The sequence below is a fragment of the Blastococcus sp. TML/C7B genome (assembly GCF_016612845.1).
Classification (GTDB): Bacteria; Actinomycetota; Actinomycetes; order Mycobacteriales; family Geodermatophilaceae; genus Blastococcus.
In genome coordinates, this window is sequence record NZ_JAEOAA010000002.1 from 28,014 (window position 1) to 53,764 (window position 25,751).

Annotated in this window: 22 protein-coding genes; 12 read left to right on the plus strand and 10 right to left on the minus strand. The window is 75.3% G+C overall.

Translation table 11 applies throughout. The annotated features are described in order from the left end of the window. The first annotated feature begins 89 nt into the window (after positions 1-89). On the plus strand, positions 90-857 hold the full coding sequence (fabG, locus tag JKP76_RS13170) for a 3-oxoacyl-ACP reductase FabG (RefSeq protein ID WP_200491458.1): 768 nt from the start codon (positions 90-92) through the stop codon (positions 855-857). Between the two features lie 85 nt (positions 858-942). Here the strand turns inward: fabG and JKP76_RS13175 are convergent, their stop codons facing one another. The 5 genes from JKP76_RS13175 to JKP76_RS13195 all read right to left on the minus strand — a co-directional run bounded on the left by JKP76_RS13175 (position 943) and on the right by JKP76_RS13195 (position 6,433). Further along, complete coding sequence (locus JKP76_RS13175) at positions 943-2,106, minus strand: cation:proton antiporter (protein WP_200491459.1); 1,164 nt, start codon at positions 2,104-2,106, stop codon at positions 943-945. 4 nt (positions 2,107-2,110) lie between these two features. Further along, a complete protein-coding gene (locus tag JKP76_RS13180) occupies positions 2,111-2,596 on the minus strand; it encodes a cation:proton antiporter regulatory subunit (RefSeq protein ID WP_200491460.1) in 486 nt (161 codons plus the stop codon). A 23-nt stretch (positions 2,597-2,619) separates the two neighbouring features. After that, on the minus strand, positions 2,620-5,472 hold the full coding sequence (locus tag JKP76_RS13185) for an FAD-binding and (Fe-S)-binding domain-containing protein (RefSeq protein WP_200491461.1): 2,853 nt from the start codon (positions 5,470-5,472) through the stop codon (positions 2,620-2,622). Positions 5,473-5,574: 102 nt separating this feature from the next. Beyond that, positions 5,575-5,991, minus strand: a complete 417-nt coding sequence (locus JKP76_RS13190) for a universal stress protein (RefSeq protein WP_200491462.1) — start codon at positions 5,989-5,991, stop codon at positions 5,575-5,577. Continuing rightward, positions 5,984-6,433, minus strand: a complete 450-nt coding sequence (locus JKP76_RS13195) for a universal stress protein (protein WP_200491463.1) — start codon at positions 6,431-6,433, stop codon at positions 5,984-5,986. The genes JKP76_RS13190 and JKP76_RS13195 overlap by 8 nt, the downstream gene beginning before the upstream one ends. Positions 6,434-6,569: 136 nt before the next feature. Between JKP76_RS13195 and JKP76_RS13200 the strand changes: the two genes are divergently transcribed. After that, entirely contained in the window at positions 6,570-7,544 is a 975-nt protein-coding gene (locus tag JKP76_RS13200) for a universal stress protein (protein WP_200491464.1), read from the plus strand. An 85-nt stretch (positions 7,545-7,629) separates the two neighbouring features. On the opposite strand, the gene JKP76_RS13205 is transcribed toward JKP76_RS13200, so the two are convergent. Beyond that, positions 7,630-8,031 carry a cupin domain-containing protein gene (locus tag JKP76_RS13205; protein WP_200491465.1) on the minus strand — a complete coding sequence of 134 codons (402 nt, stop codon included), beginning with the start codon at positions 8,029-8,031 and terminating at the stop codon, positions 7,630-7,632. A gap of 268 nt (positions 8,032-8,299) precedes the next feature. Between JKP76_RS13205 and JKP76_RS13210 the strand changes: the two genes are divergently transcribed. Then, positions 8,300-9,031, plus strand: a complete 732-nt coding sequence (locus JKP76_RS13210) for a class I SAM-dependent methyltransferase (protein WP_200491466.1) — start codon at positions 8,300-8,302, stop codon at positions 9,029-9,031. A gap of 104 nt (positions 9,032-9,135) precedes the next feature. On the opposite strand, the gene JKP76_RS13215 is transcribed toward JKP76_RS13210, so the two are convergent. Continuing rightward, positions 9,136-10,026, minus strand: coding sequence for a hypothetical protein (locus JKP76_RS13215; protein WP_200491467.1), 891 nt, complete (start codon positions 10,024-10,026; stop codon positions 9,136-9,138). Between the two features lie 150 nt (positions 10,027-10,176). Here JKP76_RS13215 and JKP76_RS22525 point away from each other — a divergent pair, with 150 nt between their 5' ends. Next, entirely contained in the window at positions 10,177-10,305 is a 129-nt protein-coding gene (locus JKP76_RS22525) for a hypothetical protein (protein WP_255522683.1), read from the plus strand. A gap of 177 nt (positions 10,306-10,482) precedes the next feature. Here the strand turns inward: JKP76_RS22525 and JKP76_RS13220 are convergent, their stop codons facing one another. Beyond that, on the minus strand, positions 10,483-11,712 hold the full coding sequence (locus tag JKP76_RS13220; protein ID WP_200491468.1) for a glycosyltransferase family 4 protein: 1,230 nt from the start codon (positions 11,710-11,712) through the stop codon (positions 10,483-10,485). A gap of 110 nt (positions 11,713-11,822) precedes the next feature. Here JKP76_RS13220 and JKP76_RS13225 point away from each other — a divergent pair, with 110 nt between their 5' ends. The 6 genes from JKP76_RS13225 (at position 11,823) to JKP76_RS13250 (ending at position 22,203) form a co-directional block, all read left to right on the plus strand. After that, complete coding sequence (locus JKP76_RS13225; RefSeq protein WP_242471934.1) at positions 11,823-12,551, plus strand: bifunctional 2-polyprenyl-6-hydroxyphenol methylase/3-demethylubiquinol 3-O-methyltransferase UbiG; 729 nt, start codon at positions 11,823-11,825, stop codon at positions 12,549-12,551. Between the two features lie 111 nt (positions 12,552-12,662). Further along, a complete protein-coding gene (locus JKP76_RS13230; RefSeq protein ID WP_200491470.1) occupies positions 12,663-13,634 on the plus strand; it encodes a DUF3068 domain-containing protein in 972 nt (323 codons plus the stop codon). Positions 13,635-13,646: 12 nt separating this feature from the next. Beyond that, positions 13,647-17,903 carry an alpha-(1->3)-arabinofuranosyltransferase gene (locus JKP76_RS13235; protein WP_200491471.1) on the plus strand — a complete coding sequence of 1,419 codons (4,257 nt, stop codon included), beginning with the start codon at positions 13,647-13,649 and terminating at the stop codon, positions 17,901-17,903. A 28-nt stretch (positions 17,904-17,931) separates the two neighbouring features. Beyond that, positions 17,932-19,155 (plus strand): DUF4185 domain-containing protein, encoded by a 1,224-nt coding sequence (locus JKP76_RS23500; RefSeq protein WP_200491472.1) that lies wholly within the window; start codon positions 17,932-17,934, stop codon positions 19,153-19,155. Positions 19,156-19,511: 356 nt separating this feature from the next. Continuing rightward, positions 19,512-20,576, plus strand: coding sequence for a nitrate/nitrite transporter (locus tag JKP76_RS13245; protein ID WP_242471935.1), 1,065 nt, complete (start codon positions 19,512-19,514; stop codon positions 20,574-20,576). Positions 20,577-20,628: 52 nt separating this feature from the next. Beyond that, positions 20,629-22,203: an FMN-binding glutamate synthase family protein gene (locus JKP76_RS13250; protein WP_200491473.1), complete on the plus strand. Its 1,575-nt coding sequence runs from the start codon at positions 20,629-20,631 to the stop codon at positions 22,201-22,203. Between the two features lie 70 nt (positions 22,204-22,273). On the opposite strand, the gene JKP76_RS13255 is transcribed toward JKP76_RS13250, so the two are convergent. Both JKP76_RS13255 and JKP76_RS13260 read right to left on the minus strand, forming a co-directional pair. Further along, positions 22,274-22,894 (minus strand): FMN reductase, encoded by a 621-nt coding sequence (locus JKP76_RS13255; protein WP_200491474.1) that lies wholly within the window; start codon positions 22,892-22,894, stop codon positions 22,274-22,276. Next, entirely contained in the window at positions 22,891-24,051 is a 1,161-nt protein-coding gene (locus JKP76_RS13260; RefSeq protein ID WP_200491475.1) for an LLM class flavin-dependent oxidoreductase, read from the minus strand. The genes JKP76_RS13255 and JKP76_RS13260 overlap by 4 nt, the downstream gene beginning before the upstream one ends. Before the next feature lie 293 nt (positions 24,052-24,344). Here JKP76_RS13260 and JKP76_RS13265 point away from each other — a divergent pair, with 293 nt between their 5' ends. Together JKP76_RS13265 and JKP76_RS13270 are read left to right on the plus strand one after the other, a co-directional pair. After that, positions 24,345-25,130 (plus strand): DivIVA domain-containing protein, encoded by a 786-nt coding sequence (locus JKP76_RS13265; protein ID WP_200491476.1) that lies wholly within the window; start codon positions 24,345-24,347, stop codon positions 25,128-25,130. Between the two features lie 108 nt (positions 25,131-25,238). Further along, positions 25,239-25,751 (plus strand): universal stress protein, encoded by a 513-nt coding sequence (locus JKP76_RS13270; RefSeq protein ID WP_200491477.1) that lies wholly within the window; start codon positions 25,239-25,241, stop codon positions 25,749-25,751.

The window sequence follows — 25,751 nt, forward strand, 5'->3', positions numbered from 1 at the left end:
CTGCCTCACGCGGTCCCCGTAAGGTGCCGGGCGTTGCCGCTCCCCTCGGTCGGGACGACGGCAGCGCAGACCTGACGAGAGGAAACAACATGAGCGAGGCAGTGAGCGGCACCCGTGCCGCCATCGTCACCGGCGGCGCGCGCGGCATCGGTGCCGCGACGGCGAAGCGGCTGGCCAAGGACGGGTTCGCCGTCGCGGTCCTGGACCTCGACGAGTCGGCCGCCCAGGTCACCGTGGACGCCATCAAGGCCGACGGTGGTCAGGCCCTGGCCGTCGGTGCCGACGTGAGCGACGCCGAGCAGGTCCAGGCCGCCGTCGACCGCATCGCCACCGAGCTCGGTGCGCCGGTCGTGCTGGTCAACAACGCCGGCGTGCTGCGCGACAACATGCTGTTCAAGATGTCGGACTCCGACTGGGACATCGTCATGAACGTGCACCTCCGCGGTGCCTTCCTCATGGCGCGGGCCGCGCAGAAGTACATGATCGAGCAGAAGTGGGGCCGGATCGTCAACCTGTCCAGCACCTCGGCGCTCGGCAACCGCGGTCAGGCCAACTACTCCACCGCCAAGGCCGGTCTGCAGGGCTTCACCAAGACCCTCGCCATCGAGCTCGGCAAGTTCGGCGTCACCTCCAACGCCATCGCCCCCGGCTTCATCCAGACCGAGATGACCAAGGCGACCGCCGACCGCATGGGGATCCCCTTCGACGACTTCATCAAGGGCGCCGGGTCGCAGATCCCGGTCCAGCGCGTCGGCCAGCCCGAGGACATCGCGCACCTCGTCTCGTTCTTCGCCAGCGAGGGCGCGGGCTTCATCTCCGGCCAGGTCGTCTACGCCGCGGGTGGCCCGAAGGCCTGATGCACGACCCCCGCGCAGCGGGGCGCACGACCGGGGCCGGGCAGCCGTTGGCTGCCCGGCCCCGCTGCACGGCCCGCACGGCAGGTCAGCGCGTGGGGGCCGGCACGAACCGGGCCGACAGCGGATCCACGAACCGGGTGAGCACCGGGCCGGCCACGGCGAGGAGCAGCACGTAGCCGGTGGCCACCGGGCCGAGCGACTCGTGCCCGGCTGCGACGGCCAGCCCGGCGATGACGATGGAGAACTCGCCGCGGGCCACCAGCGCGGACCCGGCCCGCAGCCTGCCGGGGACGGCGACGCCGTCGCGACGGGCGGCGAACCAGCCCGTGCCCAGCTTGGTGGCGCAGGTGACGACCGCCAGCGCGAGCGCGGCCGGCAGGACCGGGAGGATCTCGCCGGGATCGGTGCTCAGCCCGAAGGCCACGAAGAAGGTGGCGGCGAAGACCTCGCGCAGCGGGGAGAGCAGGTCCCGGGCCCGGTCGGCGAAGGACGCCGGCAGCGCGATGCCGACCAGGAAGGCCCCCACGGCGGCCGAGGCGCCGCCGGCCTGGGCCAGCCCGGCGACGAGGAGCGTGAGGCCGACCAGCCGGAGCAGCACCTGCTCGTCGTGGCGGGAACTGAGGATGCGACCCAGCCGGTGCCCGTGCCGCTGCGCGGCGAACAGCGCCAGGAGGACGGCGGTCACCGCGAGTGCGATGCCGCCGGCGGCCTGCGCCGGCCCCTCGCCGGCCAGCGCGACCACGAGCAGCGGGAGGAACAGGGCCATGGCCAGGTCCTCGAGGACCAGCACGGACAGGACCGCCGGGGTTTCGCGGTTGGCCAACCGGCCCAGGTCGCCGAGCAGCTGCGCCACGATGCCCGACGACGAGATCCAGGTGATGCCGCCGAGTGCGAGCGCGGCCGGCCACGGCAGGCCGAGGAGCAGCCCGGCGACGAAGCCCGGAGGGAAGTTCAGCAGCAGGTCGACCGCACCTGACGGCGCGTGGCGGCGCAGCGAGCCGAAGAGCTCCTCGGCGGAGAACTCCAGCCCCAGCGTCAGCAGCAGCAGGACGACGCCGATCTCCGCCGCGGCGGTGAGGAAGGGCTCCGACGTCTCCAGCGACGCGGCCCCGCCCTCCCCGAACGCCAGTGCCGCGACGAGCACGAAGGGGATCGGCGTGAGGCCGGCGCGGCGGGCGACGACGCCCAGGACGGACAGCCCCAGGAACAGGAGCCCGAGCTCGACCAGCAGGGCGGCGACGTGGTCCACCCGGTCAGGCCCGCCCGGAGAGCCGCCGCTCCAACTGCTCGAGCCCGTTCCTCGACCCGACCGCCACCAGCACGTCGCCGGCGCGGAGCTCGTCCTGCGGCCCGGGGGAGGGGACGACGTCGGCGCCGCGGACGATCGCCACGATGGAGCAGCCGGTGAGGGTGCGGGCGCGCGTGTCGCCGAGCGGCCGGCCGGCGAACGGGGAGCCCGAGGGCACCGTGAACCGGCCGGACTCGAGCCCGGGGACCTCCTTGGACAGGTCGGCGAACCGCTGCGTCAGCCGCGGCGCGCCCAGCACCTCGGCGAGCGCGTCGGCCTCCTCGGGGGACAGCCGGAGCATGCTGCGCGCGCGGTCGGGGTCGCGCGCGTCGTAGACGCTCAGCTCGGCGCCGCCCGCACGGCCGACCACGACGCCCAGCAGCTGCCCGGACCCGGTGGTCAGCTCGTACCGGACGCCGACGCCCGGCAGCAGGGTCTCCTCGAGGTCCACGCGCCCATCGTCGCAGAACCCGCCTACGGCCGGTGCCCGGCGAGCAGCTCGGCGAGGTGCCGGCCTCGGCGGCCGGCCAGCTGGTCGAGCTGGGTGCGGCAGGAGAACCCGTCGGCGAGGACGACGGCGTCGTCGGCCAGGTCGGCGACCGCCGGCAGCAGCTGCTGCCCGGCGATGGCCACCGAGACGTCGTGGTGGCCCTGCTCCACGCCCCAGTTGCCGGCCAGCCCGCAGCAGCCGCCGAGCCGGGTGACCTCGGCGCCGGCCTTCCGCAGCAGGGCGGCGTCGGCCGACCAGCCCAGCACCGAGGTGTGGTGGCAGTGCGGCTGGGCGACGATCCGCAGGCCCGCGAGGGACGGCGGCTCCCAGCCCGGGGTGTCGGTGAGCAGCTCGGCGAGGGTGCGGGTGGCAGCCGCCACCCGCTCGGCGTCGGCGCCGCCCACCACCTCGAGCGCCTCGGCCCGCAGCACCGCCGTGCACGAGGGCTCGACGCCGACGACCGGGACGCCGGTCGCCGCGTAGGGGGCGAGCTCGGCGACGGTGTGCCCCAGGATGCGGCGGGCGGCGTCCAGCTGGCCGGTGGTGATCCAGGTCAGCCCGCAGCAGGTGTCCGCGCCGGGCACCTCCACCCGGTAGCCCGCGGCCTCGAGCACCTCGGCGGCGGCCATCGCGACGTCCGGGTCGAAGTGGTCGGTGAACGAGTCCACCCACAGCGCCACGGGCGCCCCGTCCGCGCCGGGCGCCCGCTGCGCCCACTGCTGCCGGAAGGTGCGCCGGGCGAACTCGGGCACCGAGCGCCGCTGGTCCATGCCGGCGCCCCACTTGGCCAGCCGGCCGCCGACGCGGGTGCCCAGCACCGCGTTGACCACCCGGGGCGCCCGCGCGGCGAGGTCGGCCCAGCGCGGCAGCCAGCCCAGCGTGTAGTGCGGGCGCGGCCGCAGCCGCCGCCGGTAGGACTGGTGCAGCACCTCGGTCTTGTACGACGCCATGTCCACGCCGGTCGGGCAGTCCGAGGAGCAGCCCTTGCACGACAGGCACAGGTCCAGCGCGTCGTGCACCTCCGGCGAGCGCCAGTTCCGCACCGGCCCGCCGGGCGCGAGCATCTCCTGCAGCACCCGGGCGCGGCCGCGGGTGGAGTCCTTCTCCTCGCGGGTCGCCGGCCACGAGGGGCACATGACCCCGCCGGAGGACTGCAGGTCGGCCCGGCACTTGCCGACGCCGGTGCAGCGGTGCACCGCCGCGGAGAAGTCCCCGCCGTCGTGCCGGTAGGCCAGGGCGAGGGCCGGCCGCTCCGCGCGGGTCAGCGCCGGTGCCGCGGCCATCCGGATGTCGTCGTCGAGCCGGTCCGGCCGGACGAGCACGCCCGGGTTGAGCACGTCGTCGGGGTCGAACACCGCCTTGACCCGTTCGAACAGCGAGATGACGGCGGGGGAGTACATGAGCGGCAGCAGCTCGCTGCGGGCCCGGCCGTCGCCGTGCTCCCCGGACAGCGAGCCCCCGTAGCCGGCGACCAGGCGGGCGGCGTCCTCCACGAACGCCCGGTAGCGGCTCCGGGCCCGGTCGCGCTCGCCGCCGGCGCCGAACGGGAAGTCGATCCGGCCGTGCACGCAGCCGTCGCCGAAGTGCCCGTAGGGCACGCACTGCAGCCCGTGCTGGTCCAGCAGCGCCTCGAACTCGCGCAGGTAGGCGCCGAGCCGCTCGGGCGGGACGGCGGCGTCCTCCCAGCCGGCGTGCGCCGGGTGCCCGTCGGAGGTGCGCGCCGCCAGCCCGGCGCCGTCCTCGCGGATCCGCCAGATCGCCGCCGCCTCGGCGACGTCGGTGACCACCAGCGAGTCCAGCGCGCCGGCGTCGGCCAGCACCCCCCGGGCGGCGTCCTCGATCTCGGCGACGCTGTCACCGGTGAGCTCGACGACCAGCCAGCCCCCGCCGCGCGGCAGGTCGGGGACGACGGCGGCCGGCACGTCGCGCAGCCGCTGCACCATGCGGGCGTCCAGGCCCTCGACGGCGGTCGGCCGGTGGGGGAGCAGCGCCGGCGTGGCGTCGGCCGCCTCGGCCATCGACGGGTAGCCGAGCACGACCAGCCCGCGGAACGGGGCGTCGGCGACCAGCCGCACCGTGGCGCCCAGCACCAGCCCGAGCGTCCCCTCGCTGCCGACCAGCGCACGGGCGACGTCGAACCCGTTCTCCGGCAGCAGGTGCTCCAGCGAGTAGCCCGACACCTGGCGGCCGAAGCGGCCGAGCTCGGTGCGGATCGTCGCGAGCTCACCGGCCACCAGCGCGGAGAGGTCGCCCAGGACGCCGTCGGCGGCCGGTGTGCCGGGGCCGAGGGCGAGCCGGGCGCCGCTCCCGGTGACGACGTCGAGGCCGACGACGTTGTCGGAGGTGCGCCCGTAGCCCAGCGCCCGCGAGCCGCAGGCGTTGTTGCCGATCATCCCGCCGATCGTGCAGCGGTTGTGCGTGCTCGGATCGGGGCCGAACCGCAGACCCGCCGGGCGCGCGGCGGTCTGCAGCGCGGCCTGCACGAGGCCGGGCTCGACGGTGGCCGTCCGCTGCTCGGGGTCGATGGCCAGCACCCGGTTCAGGTGGCGGCTGGTGTCCAGCACGACGCCCGGGCCGACGGCGTTGCCGGCGATGGAGGTGCCCGCGCCGCGGGCGGTCAGCGGGACGCCGAGCTCGCGGCAGACCGCCAGGGTCGCCAGCACCTCGTCGGTGTCCCGGGGGCGGACGACGGCGCGCGGCAGCACCCGGTAGAGGGAGGCGTCGGAGGAGTACAGCGCCCGGGCCAGCCCGGAGTCGTCGACGTCGCCGATCCCGGCCCGGGTCAGGGCGTCCAGCAGGCCGGGTGCGTCGACGCCACCCCGGGTGGTCGCGGTCATCGTGGCTCTCCGGAGGTGGTCGCGGGCGGGGCGAGCACGAGTCTGCTGCCCGGCCTCCGGCGAGGCCAGCCCGCCCCCCTCCCGGCGTCCGTGCGCCCCCGCTCAGTCCTCCAGGGCGGGCTCGATCGGGACCACCGCGACCGGCCCCGTGGCCTGGCGCAGCACGGCGCGGGTGGTCGAGCGGCGGGTCGCGAAGACGCCGCGCCGCCGGTGGCCGATGACCAGCAGCTCGGCGGTGAGCCCGGCGGCGAGCAGGCTGCGCGCGGCGCGGCCGCGGGCGATCACCTCGCGGACGACGACGCCGGGCCAGCGCTCCTGCCAGTCGTGCAGCGTCTCGCTGAGCAGCCGCTCCTCGTCGGCGCGCACCGCGGCCCAGTCGATGACCGGGCCGTCGGACTCGAACCGGGCGGGGGAGACCGCGCGCCACGTGTGCACCGCGACCAGGTCGGTGCCGCGCGCCGCCGCCTCCCGGAAGGCGAAGGCGAGGACCGCGTGCCCGCTCGGGTGCCCGTCACACACCGACGACGACGGAGCGCCGGCCGCGCACGACGATCGAGGTGGTGTTGTCGGGCAGCACGACGACGGGGCAGCCCGCCGAGGCCGCGAGGTCGCCGGCGGTGCTGCCGACCCGTGGCGCCGTCGTCCCGCCGGCGCCCTGGCCGCCGACCACGACCAGCTGCGCGGACGCGGACGCGGAGCGGAGCACGTCCACCGGATCGCCCTGCTCGACCGCCCAGCGCACCTGCACCGGTGCGCAGGCCGTGCCCAGCGAGGCGGTGACCGCCTGCAGGGTGCGGTCCGCACGCGACCCGAGCAGGTCCGCGACGTCGAGCGCGGCGTGCACGAGCTGCAGCGGCGCCCCGCGCCGGCGGGCGGTCTCGGCGGCGAAGCGGGCCGCCCGCACGGAGACCTCCGAGCCGTCGACGCCGGCCACGACGGGGAGCGGCGGTGCGGTCGTCACGGGCGCTCCTCTGCACGGTGCTGCCGTCGGGGGGAGGTCCTGGCCGCTGCCCAGGCTAGCGGGGCGGGCCTTGTGCCGGGGACGCGTTCCCGGCAGCCTCGGGGACGGACCGGGGTACCGACGACGAGGAGCTGTGGTGGCGGAGGACGCGCAGGGGAACGCCGACCGGACGGTCGTGGGCGTGGACGGCTCGCCCGGCGCCCGCGAGGCGCTCGTGTGGGCGCTGACCGACGCGGTACGGAGGGACGTGCCGGTCGAGGTGGTGAGCACCTTCCCGGTGCAGCTCTTCCTCGCCGATCCGTTCACCCTCGACGCCGGCCAGCTGGAGGCGGTGCGCGCCGACACGCTGTCGCGTGCGCGGGCCCAGGTCGCGGAGGTGCGCGCCGAGACGCGGCTGACCGACGTCCCCGTCGAGGTGCTGGCCGTCGCCGGGCCACCGGCCCCGATGCTGCTCGCCGCGTCGGAGGACGCCGGGATGCTCGTCGTGGGCAGCCGCGGCCGCGGCGCGGTGCGCAGCCTGGTGCTCGGTTCGGTGGCGCTGAGCAGCGTCACCCACGCCCGGGTGCCCGTCGTCGTCGTGCACCCGGCAGCAGACGGGGAGGTGCCCGACGGGGCGGCGGCCGAGGGGGAGGCGGCCGAGGGGGAGGCGCCCGCCGGGCCGCCGCGCGTCGTCGTCGGCCTGGACGGGTCCGCGGCCTCCACCCTCGCCCTGGAGCGCGCGGCGCGGGAGGCCGCGCTGCTCGGCGCCGAGGTGCACGCGGTGTCGGCGTACTCGTCGGCGAGCTACTGGAGCGACGCCTACGCGGTCGTCCTGCCGCCGCCGGAGCAGCTCGCCGAGGAGGTGCGGGTTGCCGCCGAGCGCCAGGTGGCGGCCGCGCAGCTGCCCGGCGGGGTGCCGGTGCGCGTTGAGAGCCTCGAGGGCCCGGCCGGGCACGTGCTGGTCGCGGCGGCGCGGGGCGCCCGGCTCCTGGTCCTGGGCGGGCACGGGCAGGGCGCCGTCCGCGGGCTGCTCATGGGCTCGGTGGCGCTGCACTGCGTCCTCTCCGGGCCGTGCCCGGTCATGGTGGTCCCGGAGCCGCACGAGGGCGGGCGGCACGCCACCGAGGCCTGAGCGACCCCCCGGGTCGCGAGCCCCCGGACGTGACGGAGGGGCCGCCGTCCGGGGACGGCGGCCCCTCCGGGGTCCGGCGAGGAGGTCAGTCGGACGTCGGGGGCTCGTCCTTGCCGGCCTCCTCGAGCTCGTCGGCCTCCTCCTTGGTCTTGTGCACCGCGCCGTCGGCGTGCTCGGCCGGGCCGTAGACGGTGTAGAGGATCAGCGGGTTCTCACCGGTGTTCAGGAAGTTGTGCTTCTTCCCGGCCGGGACGACGACCAGGTCGCCCTGGGCCACGGCCTTCTCCGAGCCGGAGATGATCGCCTTCCCGGTGCCGCTGACGAAGGTGAGGATCTGGTCCACCTCGTGGACCTCCTCGCCGATCTCGCCGCCCTTGGGGATGGTCATGATGACCAGCTGGGTGTGCTCCCCGGTCCAGAGGACGCGGCGGAAGTCCGGGCTCTTCTCGGCCTCGGTCGCGATCGTGTAGTGGATGACGGACGCCATGGATGGCGCTCCTCTCGTCTCGGCGCGGTTCAGCAGGCGGCCCGCCCGGGGCACCGGGTGGGCGACTGCGCTGGTCCTGCCCCCGTTCCCGGCCGAGTAGTCCTCGGCTCACCCGGAAAGCTGATCTTCCGGGAGGCGCGGGGTCGCAGCCCCGCCCGCGCGCCCGGGCGTGGGACCGTACGGGCGGGAAAGGGTGGCCGCACTCCGCTGCGGGGCGCTCCGCCATGTACCGTTCCCGCGATCGTGACACCCCTGTGATGGAGGTAAGGTGCCGGATTCTTCCCTGACGCCCTCGGGCCAGACGTTCGACGAGGTCTGGGCCGTCGCGGACCGGATCCCCGGGTGGATGACCAAGGGCCAGGCCGAGCTGCTCGACGAGCAGGCCCGCCGCCTGCCCGACGGCTCCGCGGTGCTCGAGATCGGCTCCCACCAGGGGCGCTCGACGGTGATGATCGGCCGCGTCATGCAGGCCAAGGGCGGTCGCGTCTACGCGGTCGACCCGTTCATCGACGGCAAGCTCTTCGGCGGCCGCAAGACCAAGGACTCCTTCGAGGCGCACATCGCCGAGGCCGGGGTCCAGGACACCGTGGAGCTGGTCTGCGACTACTCCACGAAGATCCGCGCCTCGTGGGACAAGCCGTTCCAGATGCTCTACATCGACGGCAAGCACGACTACTGGACCTACACCGACGACCTCAAGTGGCGGGTGCACCTGCCCGAGGGCGCCCCGGTGCTGGTGCACGACTGCTTCTCCTCGATCGGCGTCACGCTCGGCACGCTGCTCAAGGTGCTGCCGGCCAAGGACCTCCGCTACGAGCGGCGGGCCGGTTCGATGGCGCTGTTCCGCGTCGGCAAGCCCTCCCGCGCCGACCGGCTGCGCATCCTGGCCGAGATGCCGTGGTGGATCCGCAACGTGCTGGTGAAGGTGCTGCTGCGGCTCAAGCTGCGCCCGGTCGCCAAGGTCGTGTTCAAGCACGACTCCCCGTACGACCCGTACTGATCGCACCCGGCGGGGTGGGCCGGCCCCCGGCCCCCACCCCGCCGTGGCAGTCCGCCCTGCGGGAACCAGTCGGACCCGTAGGAGCCAGGCGGATCCCGTAGGAGCTAGGCCGTCGCCGCCGCGTTGCGCAGCTCGAGCCCCTCGCGGGCGTGCGTGCGCCAGAGGCGCAGCAGACCGGTGCTCACCAGCAGCACGCTGGCGCCGACGGCGATCCCGGCGACCGTGAGCACGGTCAGCCCCTCGCGCGCGGCGAGCACCTCGACGGCCGCGGCCTCCAGCGCGACGGCGCACCACACGGCCACCGCCGCGACGCGGTCCGAGGCCGCGATGCCGGAGTAGAGCAGCAGCTGGGCCAGCGCGAACAGCGTGCCCAGCATCGCGAACACCCAGGTCGCCCCGCCGAGGGCGTCCCCGTACTCCGCTCCGCCGACCAGCGGCAGGGCCCGGGCGCCCAGCACGGCGGTGGCGGCGGTGAGCAGCGCGCCCACCAGCGCGACCAGCGTGGCGGCGACCGGGAGCAGCCGGCGGCGGCCGCGCGCGTGCGCCAGCCGGGGCAGCAGCACGACGCTGACGCCCTGGGGCAGCCAGAAGGCGACCTTGGCGAAGATCGAGGCGACCGCGTACTCGCCGGCCAGCGAGGCGGGCAGGTGGTGGCGGGCCAGGAGCAGGTCCAGGTTGACCATGAGCACCAGGCCCAGCAGCGCCCCGGACGCCTTCGCGGCGGAGACCACGTGCCGGCGGATGCCGCGGGTGAACCCGGGCCGGCCGTTGAAGGACCACCCGACGACGGCGCTGCAGGCGCAGCCGATCGCCATGCCGACCAGCGCGGCCTCCGGCGTGCCACCGATGAGCAGGCCGGCGATGCCGCCGCCGGACTTGAGCAGCCCGAACGTGGTGTTGACCAGCGCGAGCCGGCCGTAGCGGCGGTTGCCCTGCAGCAGGCCGTCGTAGCCGCCGCGACGAGGGTGTGGGGGACCAGCACCGCGATCAGCCACAGCACGGTCGAGGGCCCCGAGAGGTGCAGCAGCGAGACCAGCGGGGCGACGGCGACCAGCCCCAGGACGCCGACGGCGGCGGCGCCGACCCAGGTGGCGGTGTGCAGCCGGGCCAGGACGGCGGCGCGGTCGGCCGGGTTGGCGCCCAGGGTGAGCGCGGACGCGGTCTGCAGCGCGGTGGCCGGCACGACGCCGATGAACATGACGCCGAGCAGGGCGGCGAGCTCGCCGAACGCCTCGGGGGCGAGCGCGCGGGCCGCCACCACGGTCATGACGTAGGCCAGGCCGTTGACGCCCAGCAGCGCCAGGGAGACCAGCGCGGCCGGGACGGCGGCCTCGCGGCGCCTGCGGGCGGCCCCGGAGGCCGCCGCGGTCTCGGTGGCGGTCATCCCAGCACCGCGCGACGGGGACCCCGGAGGAGCGCCCGCCGGCGGTTGCCCGGGTGGCCGCCCCGGGTCACGCCGACCCTGAGGAGGCGGCTCCGAGGGGGAGCGCCGGCGCGAGGTCGTCCACCCCGAGCGGCACCGCGAGGGTGTGCGTGGCGTCGTCCCGGCCGTGCTCGATGCGCTCGAGCAGGTCGACGAGGTCGGCGGCGTCGCCGTGGCCGGCCTTCGAGCCCCGGGCCGAGCGGGCCAGCACGCCGGCGAAGGTGCGCACGCTGGCCGACCACTCGAAGGTGGCGGCGTGGCGGACCGCGGCCTCGCCCATGGCGCGGCGGGCCTCGTCGTCCTCCAGCAGGCGGGCGACGGCGTCGGTCATCTGGTCGAGGTCGTCGACGAGCACGCCGCTGACGCCGTCGACCACGGACTCCTGCAGGCCGCCGGAGGAGTGGTAGCCGACGGTGGGGACGCCGTGGCCGCCGGCCTCGATGACCACCATGCCCCAGCCCTCCTTCACCGACGGGCAGACGAACACCCAGGCGGCGGCGAGCTGCTCGTGCTTGGCGGTCTCGTCGAGGAAGCCGGTGAACTCCACGCGGTCGGCGACGCCGAGCCGCTCGGCCTCCGCGCGCAGCGAGTCCTCCCACCAGCCCTCGCCGACGACCGAGAGCGTGAGGTCGGGCCAGCGGTCGCTGAGCCGGGCGAGGATCTCCAGGGAGTGCTCGACCTGCTTGTGCGGCACCAGCCGGCCCAGCGTGATCAGCCGCGGCGACGGCGAGCGCGGCGTGTCGACCTGCACGATCGGCTCGGTGCCGACGGGGACCAGCGTGACCCGCTCGGCCTCGACGCCCAGGCCGGCGAGCTCGCGGCCGGTGGCGTCGGAGATCGTCACGTAGGGGGTGCGCCGGTAGATCTTGGGCGCGAGGAAGGACTCCAGCCACCAGCCGATGCGGCCGCCGACCGGGCCGAAGACGATCGGCCACTGCTCCTTGTGCACGTGGAAGACCACGTTGGTCACCGGAGCGCGGGTGACCAGGGTGCTGCAGAAGGGGATGCCGTTCTGGATGTCGACGACCAGGCGCGGCTTGTGCTTGCGGACGAAGGCCATCGCGCGCGGGTAGATGCTCAGCCGGCCGCCGCGCCGGACGATGTGGACGCCGTTGATGGTCTCCTCGGCGGGGGCGCGGCCGTGGGCGGCGCACAGCAGCGTCACGCGCAGACCGGTGGCGGCCAGACCCTCCGCGATCCGCTGCACGTACCGTTCCGATCCGCCGCCCTCCGGGTGGCTGACATCACGCCAGTTCACGAAGAGAACATCGATGTCCGTCGTTCGGTGCAACACCCGCGGCACACTAATGCACCCACGCGGCCACTTCGACCCGCTGTGAGTCCCACGACACGATGGAGTGCGAAAGAATGAGCCGGTCGGCCACCCTCTCCCGGTCGGTCACGCTGTTCCGGGCCTTCCTGCACGAGCAGGACGACCCCGACGGTTTCTACAGCGTCCTCGCCGCCGACTCGGTGGCGCAACTCAGCCGGTGGGCGGACCTCTCGGGCGCCACCGTCCTCGACGTCGGGGGAGGGGCGGGCTACTTCGCCGACGCCTTCCGCGCCGCCGGCGCCACCTACATCGGCCTCGAGCCGGACGCCGGCGAGATGACCGCCCGCGGGGAGCCCGAGCCCGGGACGCTGCGGGGCAGCGGCGAGGAGCTGCCGATCCGCAGCGGCGCCCTCGACGTCTGCTACTCGTCCAACGTGCTCGAGCACGTCCGGCGCCCCTGGGTGATGGCCGACGAGATGGTGCGTGTGACCAAACCCGGCGGCATCGTCTACCTCTCCTTCACCCCGTGGTTCTCGCCCTGGGGCGGGCACGAGACGGCGCCGTGGCACTACCTGGGCGGGCACCGGGCGCGGCGCCGCTACGCGCGCCGCAACGGCGTCGAGCCCAAGAACAAGTTCGGCGAGTCGCTGTTCGTCGCGAAGGCCGGCGGTGCGGCGAAGTGGGCGAAGAACTGCCCGGACGCCGACCTGCTCGCCGTGCTGCCGCGGTACCACCCCTGGTGGGCGGCGTGGGTGGCCAAGGTGCCCGTGCTGCGCGAGTTCGCCAGCTGGAACTACGTCGTCGTGCTGCGCCGCAGGGCCTGACCAGCGGGTTCCCCGGGTCGTCCCGGCCGGTGCGTCGCTCCGGCCGGGACGGCCCGCTCCCGTACCCTCGGGGGTGCTGTGCCGCGACCCTTCTGCGGCGGGAGGAGCTGCATGCGGGCGCGGATCGTCGGGGTGACCCTCATCGTGCTCGGCGCGATCGCGGTGGTCGTCGCCGTCCTCGCGCGGACCGCGGCGCCGCTGCTGCCGGTCGACCTCGAGCTGGACGCGGCGTTCCGCACCGGGGCCGAGGGGGGCGAGGTCAGCTTCGTCGACCCGGTCGACCTCTCGCAGCGGACCAGCGGGGACACGTCCGCGTGGCTGCGGGTCCGCGGCAACCCCGACACCGGCGACGCCGGCGACGACGTCGCGGTGTGGGAGCTCGCGGCCACCGCCGACGACGCCGACGGCACGCTGATCAGCACGATGACCACGGTGGCCTGCCTGGACCGGCGCACCGCCGAGGCCGTGGACTGCGTGAGCGAGTCGGTGGACGGCCGGCGCGCGGACGTCCGCGGCCTGACGGTTCGTTTCCCGATCGACACCGCCCGCCGCGACTACGATGTCTGGGACGCCCGGACCCAGCAGGCGTACCCCGCCCGCTTCGCGGGCGACGAGCGCATCCGCGGCCTGCAGGTGTACCGCTTCGAGCAGGAGGTGCCCGCGCAGGTGGTCGCCTCGGTAACCGTGCCCGGCACGCTCGCCGGCGGCACCTCGACCGCGGACGTCCAGGCCGACGTCGTCCACAGCGGCACCCGCACGCTGCTCGTCGAGCCGGTCACCGGCGTCATCGTGTCCAGCACCGAGTCGCCGAACACCTGGCTGCGCGGCCCGGAGGGGCTGCCCGGCGCCTTCCTGCTGTCGGGCTCCTTCACCAGCACCGACGAGACGGTCGACGAGGCGCTGGACCGGGTCGAGCAGATCCGCGGCGAGCGCGAGGTCCTGCGCTCGGTCGTCCCGTGGGCCGCCGGCGGCGTCGGCGCTGCCCTGCTCCTCGCCGGCGCGCTGCTGCTCGCCAGAGCCCGCCCGGCCCGCACCGAGACCGCGGAGGACGAGCCCGTGCGCGCGCCCGTCCCCGCCGCCTGAGCGGGCGGGCGCATGGCAACGGTGGTCACCGGCCGCTCGGCGGACCTCGCCCCGGCCCACGAGGACGGTGCAAGGGCGCCGCGCCGGCCGCTCGGGGAGCGCGCGCTGGAGCTGCTCGTGCGCGCCCACCTCGCGGTGGTGTGCGCGGGATTCCTCGTCCTCGCGTTGCTCCAGTCGCCGGGGAAGATCATCGGCGACACGAAGCTGGACCTCGCGGTCGATCCGCTGGCGTTCCTCGGCCGGGCCCTCACCCTGTGGGAGCCCGAGGGCGCCGCCGGGCAGCTGCAGAACCAGGCGTACGGCTACTTCTTCCCGATGGGGCCGTTCTTCGCCCTCGGCCAGCTCGCCGGGCTGCCGGTGTGGGTGACCCAGCGGCTCTGGTTCGCGCTGCTGATGAGCGTGGCGTTCCTCGGCGTCGTGGTGCTCGCCCGCCGGCTGCGGATCGGCACGCCGTCCACCGTGCTGGTCGCCGGCATCGCCTACGCGCTCGCACCGCGCATGCTCACCGCCATCGGCACCACCTCGGCCGAGCTGATCCCCATGGCGCTGGCGCCGTGGGTGCTCGTCCCGCTGGTCGGCGCCGAGCGGCACGGCTCGGCGCGCAGGGCCGCGGCGCTGTCCGGGGTGGCCGTCTTCTGCGTCGGCGGCGTCAACGCCGTCGCCACCGCCGCCGTCCTCCCGCTGGCCGCGCTGTGGCTCGTCACCCGCCCCGGGGGGCCGTTCCGGCGAAGGCTGGTGCTCTGGTGGGGGCTGGCCGTCGGGCTGGCCGCCGCCTGGTGGGCGGGCCCGCTGGTCCTGCTCGGGCAGTACAGCCCGCCGTTCCTCTTCTACATCGAGAACGCCGAGGCGACGACCGGCCCCACCGACGTGCTCAGCGTGCTGCGCGGGGCGTCGCACTGGGTCGCCACCATGGCCTCGCCGTCGGGGCCCGCGTGGCCGGCCGGCTGGTCCCTCGTGCACGACGTCGTCCCGGTGGTCGGCACCGTCGTCCTGGCCGCGGCCGGCCTGGTCGGGCTGTGCCGGCGCGACCTGCCCGAGCGCACCTGGCTGGTGCTGGGCGTGCTGGCCGGCGTCGGCCTGGTGTCCCTGGGCCACCTCGCCTCGGTCGAGGGCATGTGGGCCGGTCCGCTGCACGACGCCCTCGACGGGCCGCTCGCCCCGCTGCGCAACGTGCACAAGTTCGACCCCGTGCTCCGGCTGCCGCTGGTGCTGGCCCTGGCCCACCTCGGCGGCGTCCTGCTCGAGGCGCTGCGGGAGCGGCGCGGCGCGCACGCCGCCCCGGAGCGCCGTCCCCGGCCGCTGGTGCGCGCGGCGTCGCGCGTCGTGCTCGTCCTCCTCGCGGCCGCGCTCGTGGCGAGCGTGACCCCGGCCCTGGCCGGGCGGCTCGCCCCGCCGCGCGGGTTCGAGGACGTCCCCGACTACTGGCAGGAGACGGCCGACTTCCTGGCCTCGGACAGCGTCGAGGGCCGCGCGCTGCTGCTGCCCGGTGCGAACTTCCCGGTCTACGAGTGGGGCACGCCCACCGACGAGCCGTTGCAGCCGCTGGCCGACTCGCCGTGGGACGTGCGCAACGCCATCCCGCTGACGCCCGAGGGCCACATCCGCATGCTCGACGCGATCGAGGAGCGGCTGGAGCGGGGGCAGGGCTCGGCCGGCCTGGCGCGCTACCTGGCCCGCGCCGGCATCTCGCACCTCGTGCTGCGCAACGACCTCGACAACGGGGCCACCGGCGCCACCCGCTCGGTGCTCGTCCGCGAGGCGCTCCGCGAGTCGCCGGGTATCACCCCGCTGACCACCTTCGGGCCGACCACCGTCGTCGAGGTGCCGGAGGACGCCACCGTCTTCGACGCCGGGCTGGACGAGCCCGACGCCGCGATCGAGATCTGGACCGTCGACGACCCCGCGCCGCGGGCGTGGACCGCGCCGCTGTCCTCGGTGGTCACCGTGCACGGCGGGCCCGAGGGCGTGCTGCCGCTGGAGGACCACGGCGTCGTCACCGACCGGCCCACGATGATGGCCGGCAGCCCCGGCGCGCCGCTGGAGACCGTGATGGTCACCGATGCGCTGGTCCGCCGGGAGCGGACCTTCGGCCGGATGGCCGACGCCGAGTCCGGGGCGCTGGCCGCCGACGACCCGCTGCGGCTGGACGCCCCCGTGCGCGACTACGTCCTGCCGCACCTGGCCGCGGCCGAGAGCGTCGTCCGCTACGTCGGGGGCACCCCGACCGCGTCGAGCTCGGCGTCGGACCCGGACGGCTTCAACGGCACCCGGATGGACACCCAGCCCTGGTCGGCGGTGGACGCCGACCCGATGACCGCCTGGCGGCCCGCGCCGTGGAGCGAGGACCCGCAGCCGGCCTGGTGGAAGGTGACCGCCGACCGCGCCTTCCTGGCCTCGACCGTCGTGGTCTCCCTCGGTGGCGAGCCCGGCGTCCCGCGCCCGTCGGAGCTGCGGCTCACCACGGACACCGGCTCGGTCGTCGTGCCGGTCGCCGACACCGGCGAGGAGCAGGTCCTGCCCCTGCCCGAGGGGTACACCTCGCAGCTCACCATCAGCTCGACCACCCCCGGCAACGCGGAGGACGCCCCCGCCTTCGCGCTCGCCGAGGTGCGGATCCTCGGGATGACCGTGCACCGCTCGACGGTCACCCCGCCGGTGGCCGGTCCCGCCAGCGTCTACGCCTTCGAGGCCGACCGGGGACGGCCCGGCTGCGTGACCGGCGGCGACGGGGCGCCGCTGTGCGCCGCGCCGCTGGTCACCGGCTCGGAGGAGGCGGTCTGGCTGGACCGCACCTTCTTCGTCACCGACTGGACCGAGTACCAGGTCTTCGGCACCGCGACCGCCCGGCCGGGCCGCGCGCTGGACGAGCTGCTCACCTCGGTGCGGGGCACCGTGACGGTCGAGGCGACCAGCGAGCCGGTCACCGATCCGCGCGCCAGCGCCGCGGCCGCGGTCGACGGCGACCCGACCACCGCCTGGCTGGCGGCCGGCGACGACGTCCGCCCGACCCTGGTGCTCACCTTCCCCGAGCCGCGGACCATCGACTCGCTGCGGGTGGTGCCCACCGAGCGGCAGGCCGGCGCCGCGCCCGAGGCGGTCACCATCGAGGCCGGCGGCCTGCCCCGCACCCTGCGGCTGACCGAGGACGGCACGGTCCGCTTCACCCCGATCACCACCGACCGGCTGTCGGTCACCTTCGAGGTGCCCGACGACCTGCAGTCGCTGGACCCGGCAACCCGCTGGAACCAGCAGCTGGGCGTGGGCATCGCCGAGATCGAGGTCGGGCAGCCCAACCCGGTCACGCCGCCGGAGACCCCCGTGGTGACCGAGTGCGGCACCGGCCCCGAGGTCCGGCTCGACGGCACGCTCTACCTGACCTCGGTGCGCTCGACGGTGGGTGCGCTGCAGACCCTGCAGCCGCTGGCGCTGGAGTTCTGCGAGCCGGCCACGGCGCCGACGCTGAAGATCCCCGGCGGCGAGCACCGGGTGCTGGCGCGCAGCAACGAGGCGTTCGCGATCGAGTCGGTCGCGCTCAGCCGCACCGGCGCGGGCGCGGCCACCGCGCCGGGGCAGCGCGGCGCGGTCGAGACCACGCGCTGGGAGGCCGAGCACCGCACGGTGCAGCTGGCCGCCCGGGACGAGGAGACCCTGCTGGTCATCCCGGAGAACACCAACCCGGGGTGGGAGGCGCGCCTGGACGGCGAGCCGCTCCCCGCCGTCACCGTCGACGGCTGGCAGCAGGGCTACGTCGTCCCGGCCGGTGCCGCCGCCACGGTCGAGCTCTCCTTCACCCCCGGCCCCGCGTACCGGACGGCGCTGGCGATCGGCGCCGGCGCGGTGCTGCTGCTCTTCCTGCTCGCCTTCCTGCCTGCCCGGGTCCGGCCCGACCGCACCCGCCGGCTCCGGCTGCCCCGGCTGGGCGCCCGCGTCCCGGCGGTGCTGGCCGCGGCCGTCGTCGTCGGCGCGGCGGTGTTCGGTTCCGCGCTGGTCGGCGGGCTGGTGGGCCTCGGGTCGCTGGCCGGATTCTGGGTGCTGCGGCAGCTGACCGGCCGGTACGCGCCGGCGCTGCTCGGGACGGTCGCCGGCGGATCGGTGCTCGCCGCCGGGGCGCTGCTCGTGGCCGACGGCGAGACCGCCGGTGCCGCGGGCCAGGCGCTCGCCGTCGTGGCGCTGGCCGCCGTCGTCGCCGGGGTGCTCCCGGTGCTGCCCCTGCGCCGACGGTCCGCGCAGGAGACCGCGGCCGCGCCGTCCGCGCCGGTGCAGGCATGAGGTGGCGGCGATGAGGGAGCATGGCGGCGTGCTCCGTCGCTCTGCCGTCCTGCTGCCGGTCCTGTGCCTGGTCCTGACCGGGTGCATCCGGCTCGAGGCACCGGCGCCGGAGGTCACCGAGGTGGACCGGCAGGAAGCCCTGCCGACCTCGCTGGACGCGGGCGAGGCCGCCGCCACGACGCGGCTGGAGCCCGCCTGCCCCGCGCCGGACCCCGCGGAGGTCGTCTCGGCGACCACGCTCAACCGGGCGCTGTCCCGGATCGACTTCCCCCAGTGGCAGTCCGCCGACCTCGGGGCCACCGTCGCGCTCGCCGACGGCCGGATCTTCTGGGCCTGGGGTGACACCGGCCGCGAGAGGGACTTCGTCCCGCAGCTGGTGGACAACTCGGTGCTCATCTCCTCGGGCAACTGCTTCTCGCAGCTGCTCACCGACGAGGACGGCCCCTTCTTCCAGCGCGGCCCGGACGAGCTGACGCTGTGGCCCATGTCGGTGGTCCGGCTGGACCCCACGCCGGCCGACGGCGAGGGCGTCACCGACGTCGTCCTCGTCTACCAGTCGCGCATCCAGCGCGGCGACCGCCAGTGGGACTTCCTCTTCCGCGGCACCTCGGTCGCGGTCCTGCTCGTCGGCGCCGACGGCGTGCCGCGGCTGGACCGGACCGTGCAGCTCACCACCGACAGCTCCGACTACGACCAGGTCAACTGGGGCGCGGCCGCCGAGCCCGACGGCGAGTGGATCTACCTGTACGGCACCCGGTACACCGCGGAGGCCTACATCACCGGCCGCGAGCTGTACGTTTCGCGGGTGCCCCTGAGCGACCCGACGAACGCCGCCGCGCAGGAGTTCTGGGACGGCACCGGCTGGCAGGACGAGCCGGGCCGCGCGGCGCCGATGATCGGGGCCGTCCAGGGGACCTCGCAGACCCTCTCGGTGGACCAGATCGACGGGCGCTGGGTGATCATCTCCAAGGAGGGGGGCGACCTGGCCGACTGGATCTCGATGTGGACGTCGGACTCGCCGACCGGGCCCTGGTCGGACCCCGTCCCCGTGCTGTCCTCACCGGCGGGCCACGACGCCCCGGCCGGCAGCCGGAACCTGCAGTACACCCCGCTGTCCCACCCCGACATCCGCACGCAGTCCGGCGCGCTGCTGGTCTCGGTCTCCCGCAACACCGACGACATCGAGCTGCTGTTCGACGAGCCGCAGCGGGGCCGGGTCCTGTTCGCCGAGGTGCCGCTGCCCCGGCCGTGACCCGGTCGGGGTCCGGCCGTGACGCGTTTCGGGAAAACCGGGTGAGCGAGGTCACCGCGCGCGCCGGAAGATCGGCGCCGTGCCAGGTGTCGGGACAGGGGTGAGCACCCCGACCCCCGCCCGCGCCTACGCGGTGTGGGGCGTGGCGCTGCTGTCCTACGTCGTCGCGGTGTTCCACCGCTCGTCGCTCGGCGTCGCCGCCGTGGACGCGCAGGAGCGGTTCTCCGCCGGCGCCTCGGCCGTCTCGCTGTTCCTCGTCCTCCAGCTCGCGGTGTACGCCGGCCTGCAGATCCCGGTGGGGGTGGCCCTCGACCGGCTCGGCTCCCGGAGGCCTGATCCTGGCCGGCGCGGTCACGATGGCCGCCGGCCAGCTGGTGCTCGCCCTGGCGCACGACGTGCCCACCGCCGTCGCGGCGCGCGTCCTCGTCGGCGCCGGGGACGCGATGACGTTCATCAGCGTGCTGCGCGTGGTCTCGTTCTGGTTCCCCGGCACCGTCGTGCCGCTGATCACCCAGCTCACCGGCATCCTCGGCCAGCTGGGATCGGTGCTGGCCGCCTACCCGCTGGTCGCCATGCTGCACGGCACCTCGTGGGAGACGACCTTCCTCGGCGCCGCCGCCATGGGCCTGCTGGTCGCGGTGCTGGTGCTGGTCGCGTTGCGGGATGCCCCCGGTGGCACGGTCCGGGGTCCCGCGGTGAGCCTGGCCCACCTGCGCGCCACCCTCGGGGAGACCTGGCGGGAACCCGGCACCCGCATCGGGCTCTACACCCACCTGGTCACCCAGTTCTCCGGCACGGTCTTCGCGCTGCTGTGGGGCTACCCGTTCCTCGTTGTCGGCCAGGGCCTCTCGCCGGGCACGGCGGCCGGGCTGCTCACCCTGCTGGTCCTCGTCGGCATGGGCGTCGGCCCGCTGCTGGGGCGGTTGTGCGGGCGCTGGCCGCTGCGCCGATCGGTGCTGGTCTTCTCCATCCTCGGCGCGACCGCCACCGCCTGGACCGTCGTGCTGCTCTGGCCCGGGCGGGCGCCGCTGCCGCTGCTGGTCGCGCTCGTCGTCGTCCTGGGCACGAACGGCCCCGGGTCGATGATCGGCTTCGACTACGCGCGCACGGAGAACCCCGCCGAGCGGATGGGCAGCGCCAGCGGGGTGGTCAACGTCGGCGGGTTCGTCGCCTCGCTGCTGACCATCCTCGCCATCGGCGCCGTCCTCGACGTCCTCACCCCGGGCGGTTCCACCGACTACGAGCTGAGCGCCTTCCGGGCGGCGTTCGCCGTCCAGTACGTCTTCTGGGCGATCGGCCTGGTCGGCGTGCTGCGGCACCGCCGCGAGCTGCGGGCGCGGCTTGCCCGTGACGGCGTGGTGCTCGCGCCGCTGGGCGTCGCGGTCCGCGCGCGGCTGCGCGGCGGGTCCGCCTACCGCTGACCGGTCGCCGGTTCGGCTGTCGCCCGCGGCGTCGCGCTGCGATGGTGGGTGCATGAACCGCGGAATCCGCGCGGCGGCCGCAGGGCTCGCCGCCGTCGCCGCCGTCGCCACCCGCGACCTGGTGCAGCGCGAGCACACGCTGCTGCGCAACTTCCCGGTGGTCGGGCACGCCCGCTACCTGCTCGAGTCCCTCGGGCCCGAGCTCCGGCAGTACCTGGTGGCCGGCAACAACGAGGAGCGCCCGTTCACGCGTGACCAGCGGCGCTGGGTCTACGCCTCGGCCAAGGGCGAGAACAACTACTTCGGCTTCGGCACCGACAACGACCTCGAGTACACCGCCGGGTACCCGGTCATCAAGCACAAGACCTTCGGCCGGGCGGTCCCGGCGTCCGACGTGCACGCCGGGCACGGCGTGAACCTGCCCGCCGCCAAGGTGCTCGGCGCCGCGCGGGGCCGCCGGCACGCGTTCCGCCCGGCGTCGGTCGTCAACATCTCGGCGATGAGCTTCGGTTCGCTGTCGGGTGCCGCGGTCGAGGCGCTCAACCGGGGCGCCGCGCTGGCCGGCTGCCTGCACAACACCGGTGAGGGCGGGTTGTCCCCGCACCACCGGCACGGCGGCGAGCTGGTCTTCCAGCTGGGCACGGCCTACTTCGGCTGCCGCGACGAGCACGGCCGGTTCGACCTGCAGCGGCTGCAGGACCTGGTCGCCGGGGCGCCGGTGCGCGCGCTGGAGATCAAGCTCAGCCAGGGTGCCAAGCCGGGGCTCGGCGGAGTGCTGCCGGCCGCGAAGGTCTCCGCCGAGATCGCCGCCACCCGCGGCATCCCCGAGGGCCGGGACTGCATCAGCCCCTCGCGGCACGCCGAGTTCTCCGACGTCGACAGCCTGCTGGACTGGGTGGAGCTGCTGGCCGAGGCGACCGGCCTGCCGGTCGGCATCAAGTCCGCCGTCGGCGACATGGCGTTCTGGGAGGAGCTCACCGACCGGATGGCCGCCGGTGGCCGCGGGGTCGACTTCGTGACGATCGACGGGGGAGAGGGCGGCACGGGCGCCGCGCCGCTGATCTTCACCGACTCGGTGTCGCTGCCGTTCCAGGTCGGCTTCGCCCGCGTCTACGCCACCTTCGCCCGCAAGGGTCTGCACGAGGACGTTGTGTTCATCGGCGGCGGCAAGCTGGGGCTGCCGGACAACGGGGTCGTGGCGTTCGCGCTCGGCTGCGACATGGTGAACGTGGCCCGCGAGGCGATGCTGGCGATCGGCTGCATCCAGGCGCAGAAATGCCACACCGACACCTGCCCGACCGGCATCGCCACCCAGAACGCCTGGCTGGCGCACGGCCTGGACCCGGCGCTGAAGTCGGTGCGGGCGGCCAACTACGTCCAGACCCTGCGCCGCGACCTGCTCAAGGTGGCCGAGGCCTGCGGGGTGGAGCACCCGGGGCTGATCGACGCGGGCGCCGTGGAGGTGCTCACCGGGCGGACGGCGTCGTCCCCGCTGCACGAGGTGTACGGCTACCACCCGTCCTGGGGGCTGCCCTCGGCGGCCGACCGCGCGGCCATCGCCGCGATCATGGCGGGGGAGTCGCCGCAGGGCGGCAGCGCCCCGCCGTCCCCCGACGCCGTCGGCTGACCCTCACCCTGAGGTCGAGGGCGGACCCGGCCCCCCTGGGGCAGAAATGGCCGTTTCTGCCCCACGGGGGTCAGCGGCCGCGGAGGAGGTCCTCGAAGGAGGTCGCCGGGTCGGCGAAGGGGTCCACCGGCGCGGCCGGCGGCCGCCCGGCGACCAGGTCGGCGAGCTCGCCCGCCGCGCGGTCGACCCGGTCGGCCAGCGCGCCACCGGTGCCCTCGCCGCCGGCCCAGTCCTCCGAGGCGGCGAAGACCGCGGTGGGGACGACGGTGGCCCGCAGGTAGGCGAACAGCGGGCGGAGGGCGTGCTCGAGGGCCAGCGAGTGCCGGGCCGTGCCGGCAGTGGCGCCCATGAGCACCGGGGTGCCGGCGAGCGCGTCCTTGTCCAGGACGTCGAAGAACGTCTTGAACAGCCCGCTGTAGGACGCCGAGAAGATCGGCGTCACCGCGATGACCGCGTCCGCGCCGGTGACCGTGTCGACCGTGGCCCGCAGGGGCTCGTTGGCGAAGCCGGTGAGCAGGTGGTCGGCCAGGTCCCGGGCGTGCTCGCGCAGCTCGACGACCTCCACGGTGGCGGTGATCCCGCGCTCGCGGAGCGCGGCGACGGTGGCCGCGGTGAGCCGGTCGGCCAGCAGCCGGGTCGAGCTGGGGGTGCCCAGCCCGGCGCTGACGACGGCGAGCGTCCGCGTGCTCATCGGACCTCGACCTCCTCGCGGGCCTCGTCACGCGCCTGGCCGGTGACGTCGTCGCCGGGGGCGTGCACCGTGAGGTCGCGGCTCCCGCCGGCGGCCGCGACGCGGGCGGCGTGGGTGGGGGCGTCGGGCACGTGCGCGGGCTTGCGGGCGGCGAACTCGCGGCGGAGCACCGGCACGACCTCCTCGCCGAGCAGGTCCAGCTGCTCGAGCACCGTCTTCAGCGGCAGCCCGGCGTGGTCGATGAGGAACAGCTGGCGCTGGTAGTCGCCCACGTACTCGCGGAACCCGAGCGTGCGCTCGATGACCTGCTGGGGGCTGCCGACGGTCAGCGGCGTCTGGCTGGAGAACTCCTCCAGCGATGGCCCGTGGCCGTAGACCGGCGCGTTGTCGAAGTAGGGCCGGAACTCGCGCACCGCGTCCTGGCTGTTCTTCCGCATGAACACCTGCCCGCCGAGGCCGACGATGGCCTGGTCGGCGCTGCCGTGGCCGTAGTGCTCGAAGCGGCGCCGGTAGAACTCGACCATTCGCTGGGTGTGCTCCGGCGGCCAGAAGATGTGGTTGTGGAAGAAGCCGTCGCCGTAGTAGGCGGCCTGCTCGGCGATCTGCGGGGACCGGATCGAGCCGTGCCACACGAACGGCGGGACGCCGTCCAGCGGACGCGGCGTCGAGGTGAAGCCCTGCAGCGGGGTGCGGAACTTCCCCTGCCAGTCCACGACGTCCTCGGTCCAGAGCCGGCGCAGCAGCGCGTAGTTCTCGACGGCGAGCTCGATGCCGTTGCGGATGTCCTGCCCGAACCACGGGTAGACCGGGCCGGTGTTGCCGCGTCCCAGGGTGAGGTCCACGCGCCCGCCGGCGAGGTGCTGCAGCATCGCGTAGTCCTCGGCGATCTTCACCGGGTCGTTGGTCGTGATGAGCGTGGTGGCCGTGGACAGCTGCAGCGTGGAGGTCTGCGCCGCGATCCAGGCCAGCGTGGTCGTGGGGGAGGAGGAGAAGAACGGCGGGTTGTGGTGCTCGCCGAGGGCGAAGACGTCGAGGCCGACCTCCTCGGTCTTCTTCGCGATGGCCAGCACCGCCTGCAGCCGCTCGGCCTCGGACGGCGTGCGCCCGGTGGTGGGGTCCTGCGTGATGTCGCTGACCGTGAAGACGCCGAACTGCATGACCGCTCCTCGACTTGGTTGAGAGTGCAACTACTGTCTCACGGAACCTCCGCGGGGCGCACCGCATTCCCCGCGCTGGGGGGAGGGGGGCGACCCCGCTGGGTAGCCGACTCGCCACGGCCTGCCGGACGATGCCGGGAGTAGTTCACGGTCCGGTCACGACGCGCCGCTCTCGGTGCCGGGGTCTGGCACTGTCCGGATCGGAGAACGGCGAGGTGCGAGGGGGCGGCGCGATGGCCGAGCGATCGGGAACCGGAGCCGGCGGACCGGGTGGGGGCGACGGCCCGGAGCCGGTGTTCACCGGACCGCTGGACGCGCTGCTGGGGTCCGCGCCGGTCTTCCGCGGCAAGCTGCGCGGCTACGACCCGGTGGAGGTCGACACCTACGTCGCCTGGGCCGAGGGTGAGCTGCGCACCGTCCGCCGGCAGGTCGACGACCTGCTCGCCCGGTTCGGCGCCTGCTCCGCCGAGCTGGAGATCTCCCGCCGGCTGCTGGCCGAGGCTCCGCGGGGCCGGGTGTTCCCGGTGTCCGAGCGGGTCGAGGAGATGCTGCAGCTCGCCGCCGACGAGGCCGCTGCCCTCGTCGACGCCGGTGCCCGCGAGGCCGAGCGCCTGGTGGCCGAGGCGCGCAGCGAGGCCGACGCGCGGCTGCGCAAGGCCCACGAGATCAAGGAGATGGCCGTGCGCGCCGCCGACGAGCTGCGCGACCACGCCCGCAGGGAGCAGGCCGAGGCGCAGGCGAGCCTGGAGCGGGCCCGCACCGAGGCCGCCGAGGTGCTCCGCGCGGCCGCCGAGGAGCGCGACCGGCTGGCCGCGGAGCAGCTCACCGAGCTCCGGGCGCAGGTGGCCGAGCTGAACCGGCAGCGCGACGAGGCCCGCCGGTCGCTGCGCGGGCTCAGCGGCCGGATCGGCGAGGCCCTGGAGGTGATCGCCGCGACGGTGCCCGACGCGCCGGGCTCCGGCAACGTCGCGATCGAGGGGATGGAGTACGACCCCGCCCACGTGGCGCCGACCGGTGCGCCGCGCGCCACGGGGGACGAGCTGGTGCTGGTCGGGCGGCCGGCACCGACCCCGTCCTGACCCCCGGGGAGCGGTTCGGGCACTCCGGCGGTGGCTCGCTCGTGGAGGAGTGAGAGTCTTCCGCTGGTGCGGCGCCGTGCCGCCGGAGCAGAGTCCAGGAGGTCAGCGGTGAGCGAGGTCGCCAAGACCGTGCAGATCGACGGCGGGATCGTCGTCGGTCACGACGGGTCCAAGTGCGCGCAGGAGGCCCTGGTGTGGGCCGGTCGGCTGGCCGCCCGCGCCGACGTCGAGGTGCACGTCGTCCGCGCGTGGTCGATGACCTCGGCGCCGCAGCCGGCCAGCTGGTCGGCCGGCTACGTCCCCCCGCTGCCGGAGTGGGAGCAGGCGGTCCACGACGAGCTCACGGCGCACGTCCGGGCCGCCGGCCTCCCGTCGTCGGTGCGCTGGACCTGCCACGTCGTGCACCGCCCCGCGGAGCAGGCGCTGATGCAGGCGGCCGAGGGCGCGAGCCTGGTCGTCATGGGTGCTCGCGGCCGTGGTGGGTTCGCCGGCCTGCTGCTCGGTTCGGTCAGCGACAAGCTGGTGCGGCACGCGCCGTGCCCGGTCACCGTCGTCCGCACCGGTGCCACCGGCCGGGAGCTGGAAGCGGTCACCGGCGAGAACGCCGCCGTCGAGCTCTGA

What these genes read in the sequence shown, in the direction of transcription:
- fabG (WP_200491458.1), top strand. Translation starts at nt 90, where the DNA reads ATGAGCGAGGCAGTGAGCGGCACCCGTGCCGCCATCGTCACCGGCGGC.
- JKP76_RS13185 (WP_200491461.1), bottom strand. Translation starts at nt 5,472, where the DNA reads ATGACCGCGACCACCCGGGGTGGCGTCGACGCACCCGGCCTGCTGGAC.
- JKP76_RS13225 (WP_242471934.1), top strand. Translation starts at nt 11,823, where the DNA reads ATGAGCCGGTCGGCCACCCTCTCCCGGTCGGTCACGCTGTTCCGGGCC.
- JKP76_RS13260 (WP_200491475.1), bottom strand. Translation starts at nt 24,051, where the DNA reads ATGCAGTTCGGCGTCTTCACGGTCAGCGACATCACGCAGGACCCCACC.
- JKP76_RS13205 (WP_200491465.1), bottom strand. Translation starts at nt 8,031, where the DNA reads ATGGCGTCCGTCATCCACTACACGATCGCGACCGAGGCCGAGAAGAGC.
- JKP76_RS13245 (WP_242471935.1), top strand. Translation starts at nt 19,512, where the DNA reads ATGGCCGCCGGCCAGCTGGTGCTCGCCCTGGCGCACGACGTGCCCACC.
- JKP76_RS13255 (WP_200491474.1), bottom strand. Translation starts at nt 22,894, where the DNA reads ATGAGCACGCGGACGCTCGCCGTCGTCAGCGCCGGGCTGGGCACCCCC.
- JKP76_RS13250 (WP_200491473.1), top strand. Translation starts at nt 20,629, where the DNA reads ATGAACCGCGGAATCCGCGCGGCGGCCGCAGGGCTCGCCGCCGTCGCC.
- JKP76_RS13235 (WP_200491471.1), top strand. Translation starts at nt 13,647, where the DNA reads ATGGCAACGGTGGTCACCGGCCGCTCGGCGGACCTCGCCCCGGCCCAC.
- JKP76_RS13230 (WP_200491470.1), top strand. Translation starts at nt 12,663, where the DNA reads ATGCGGGCGCGGATCGTCGGGGTGACCCTCATCGTGCTCGGCGCGATC.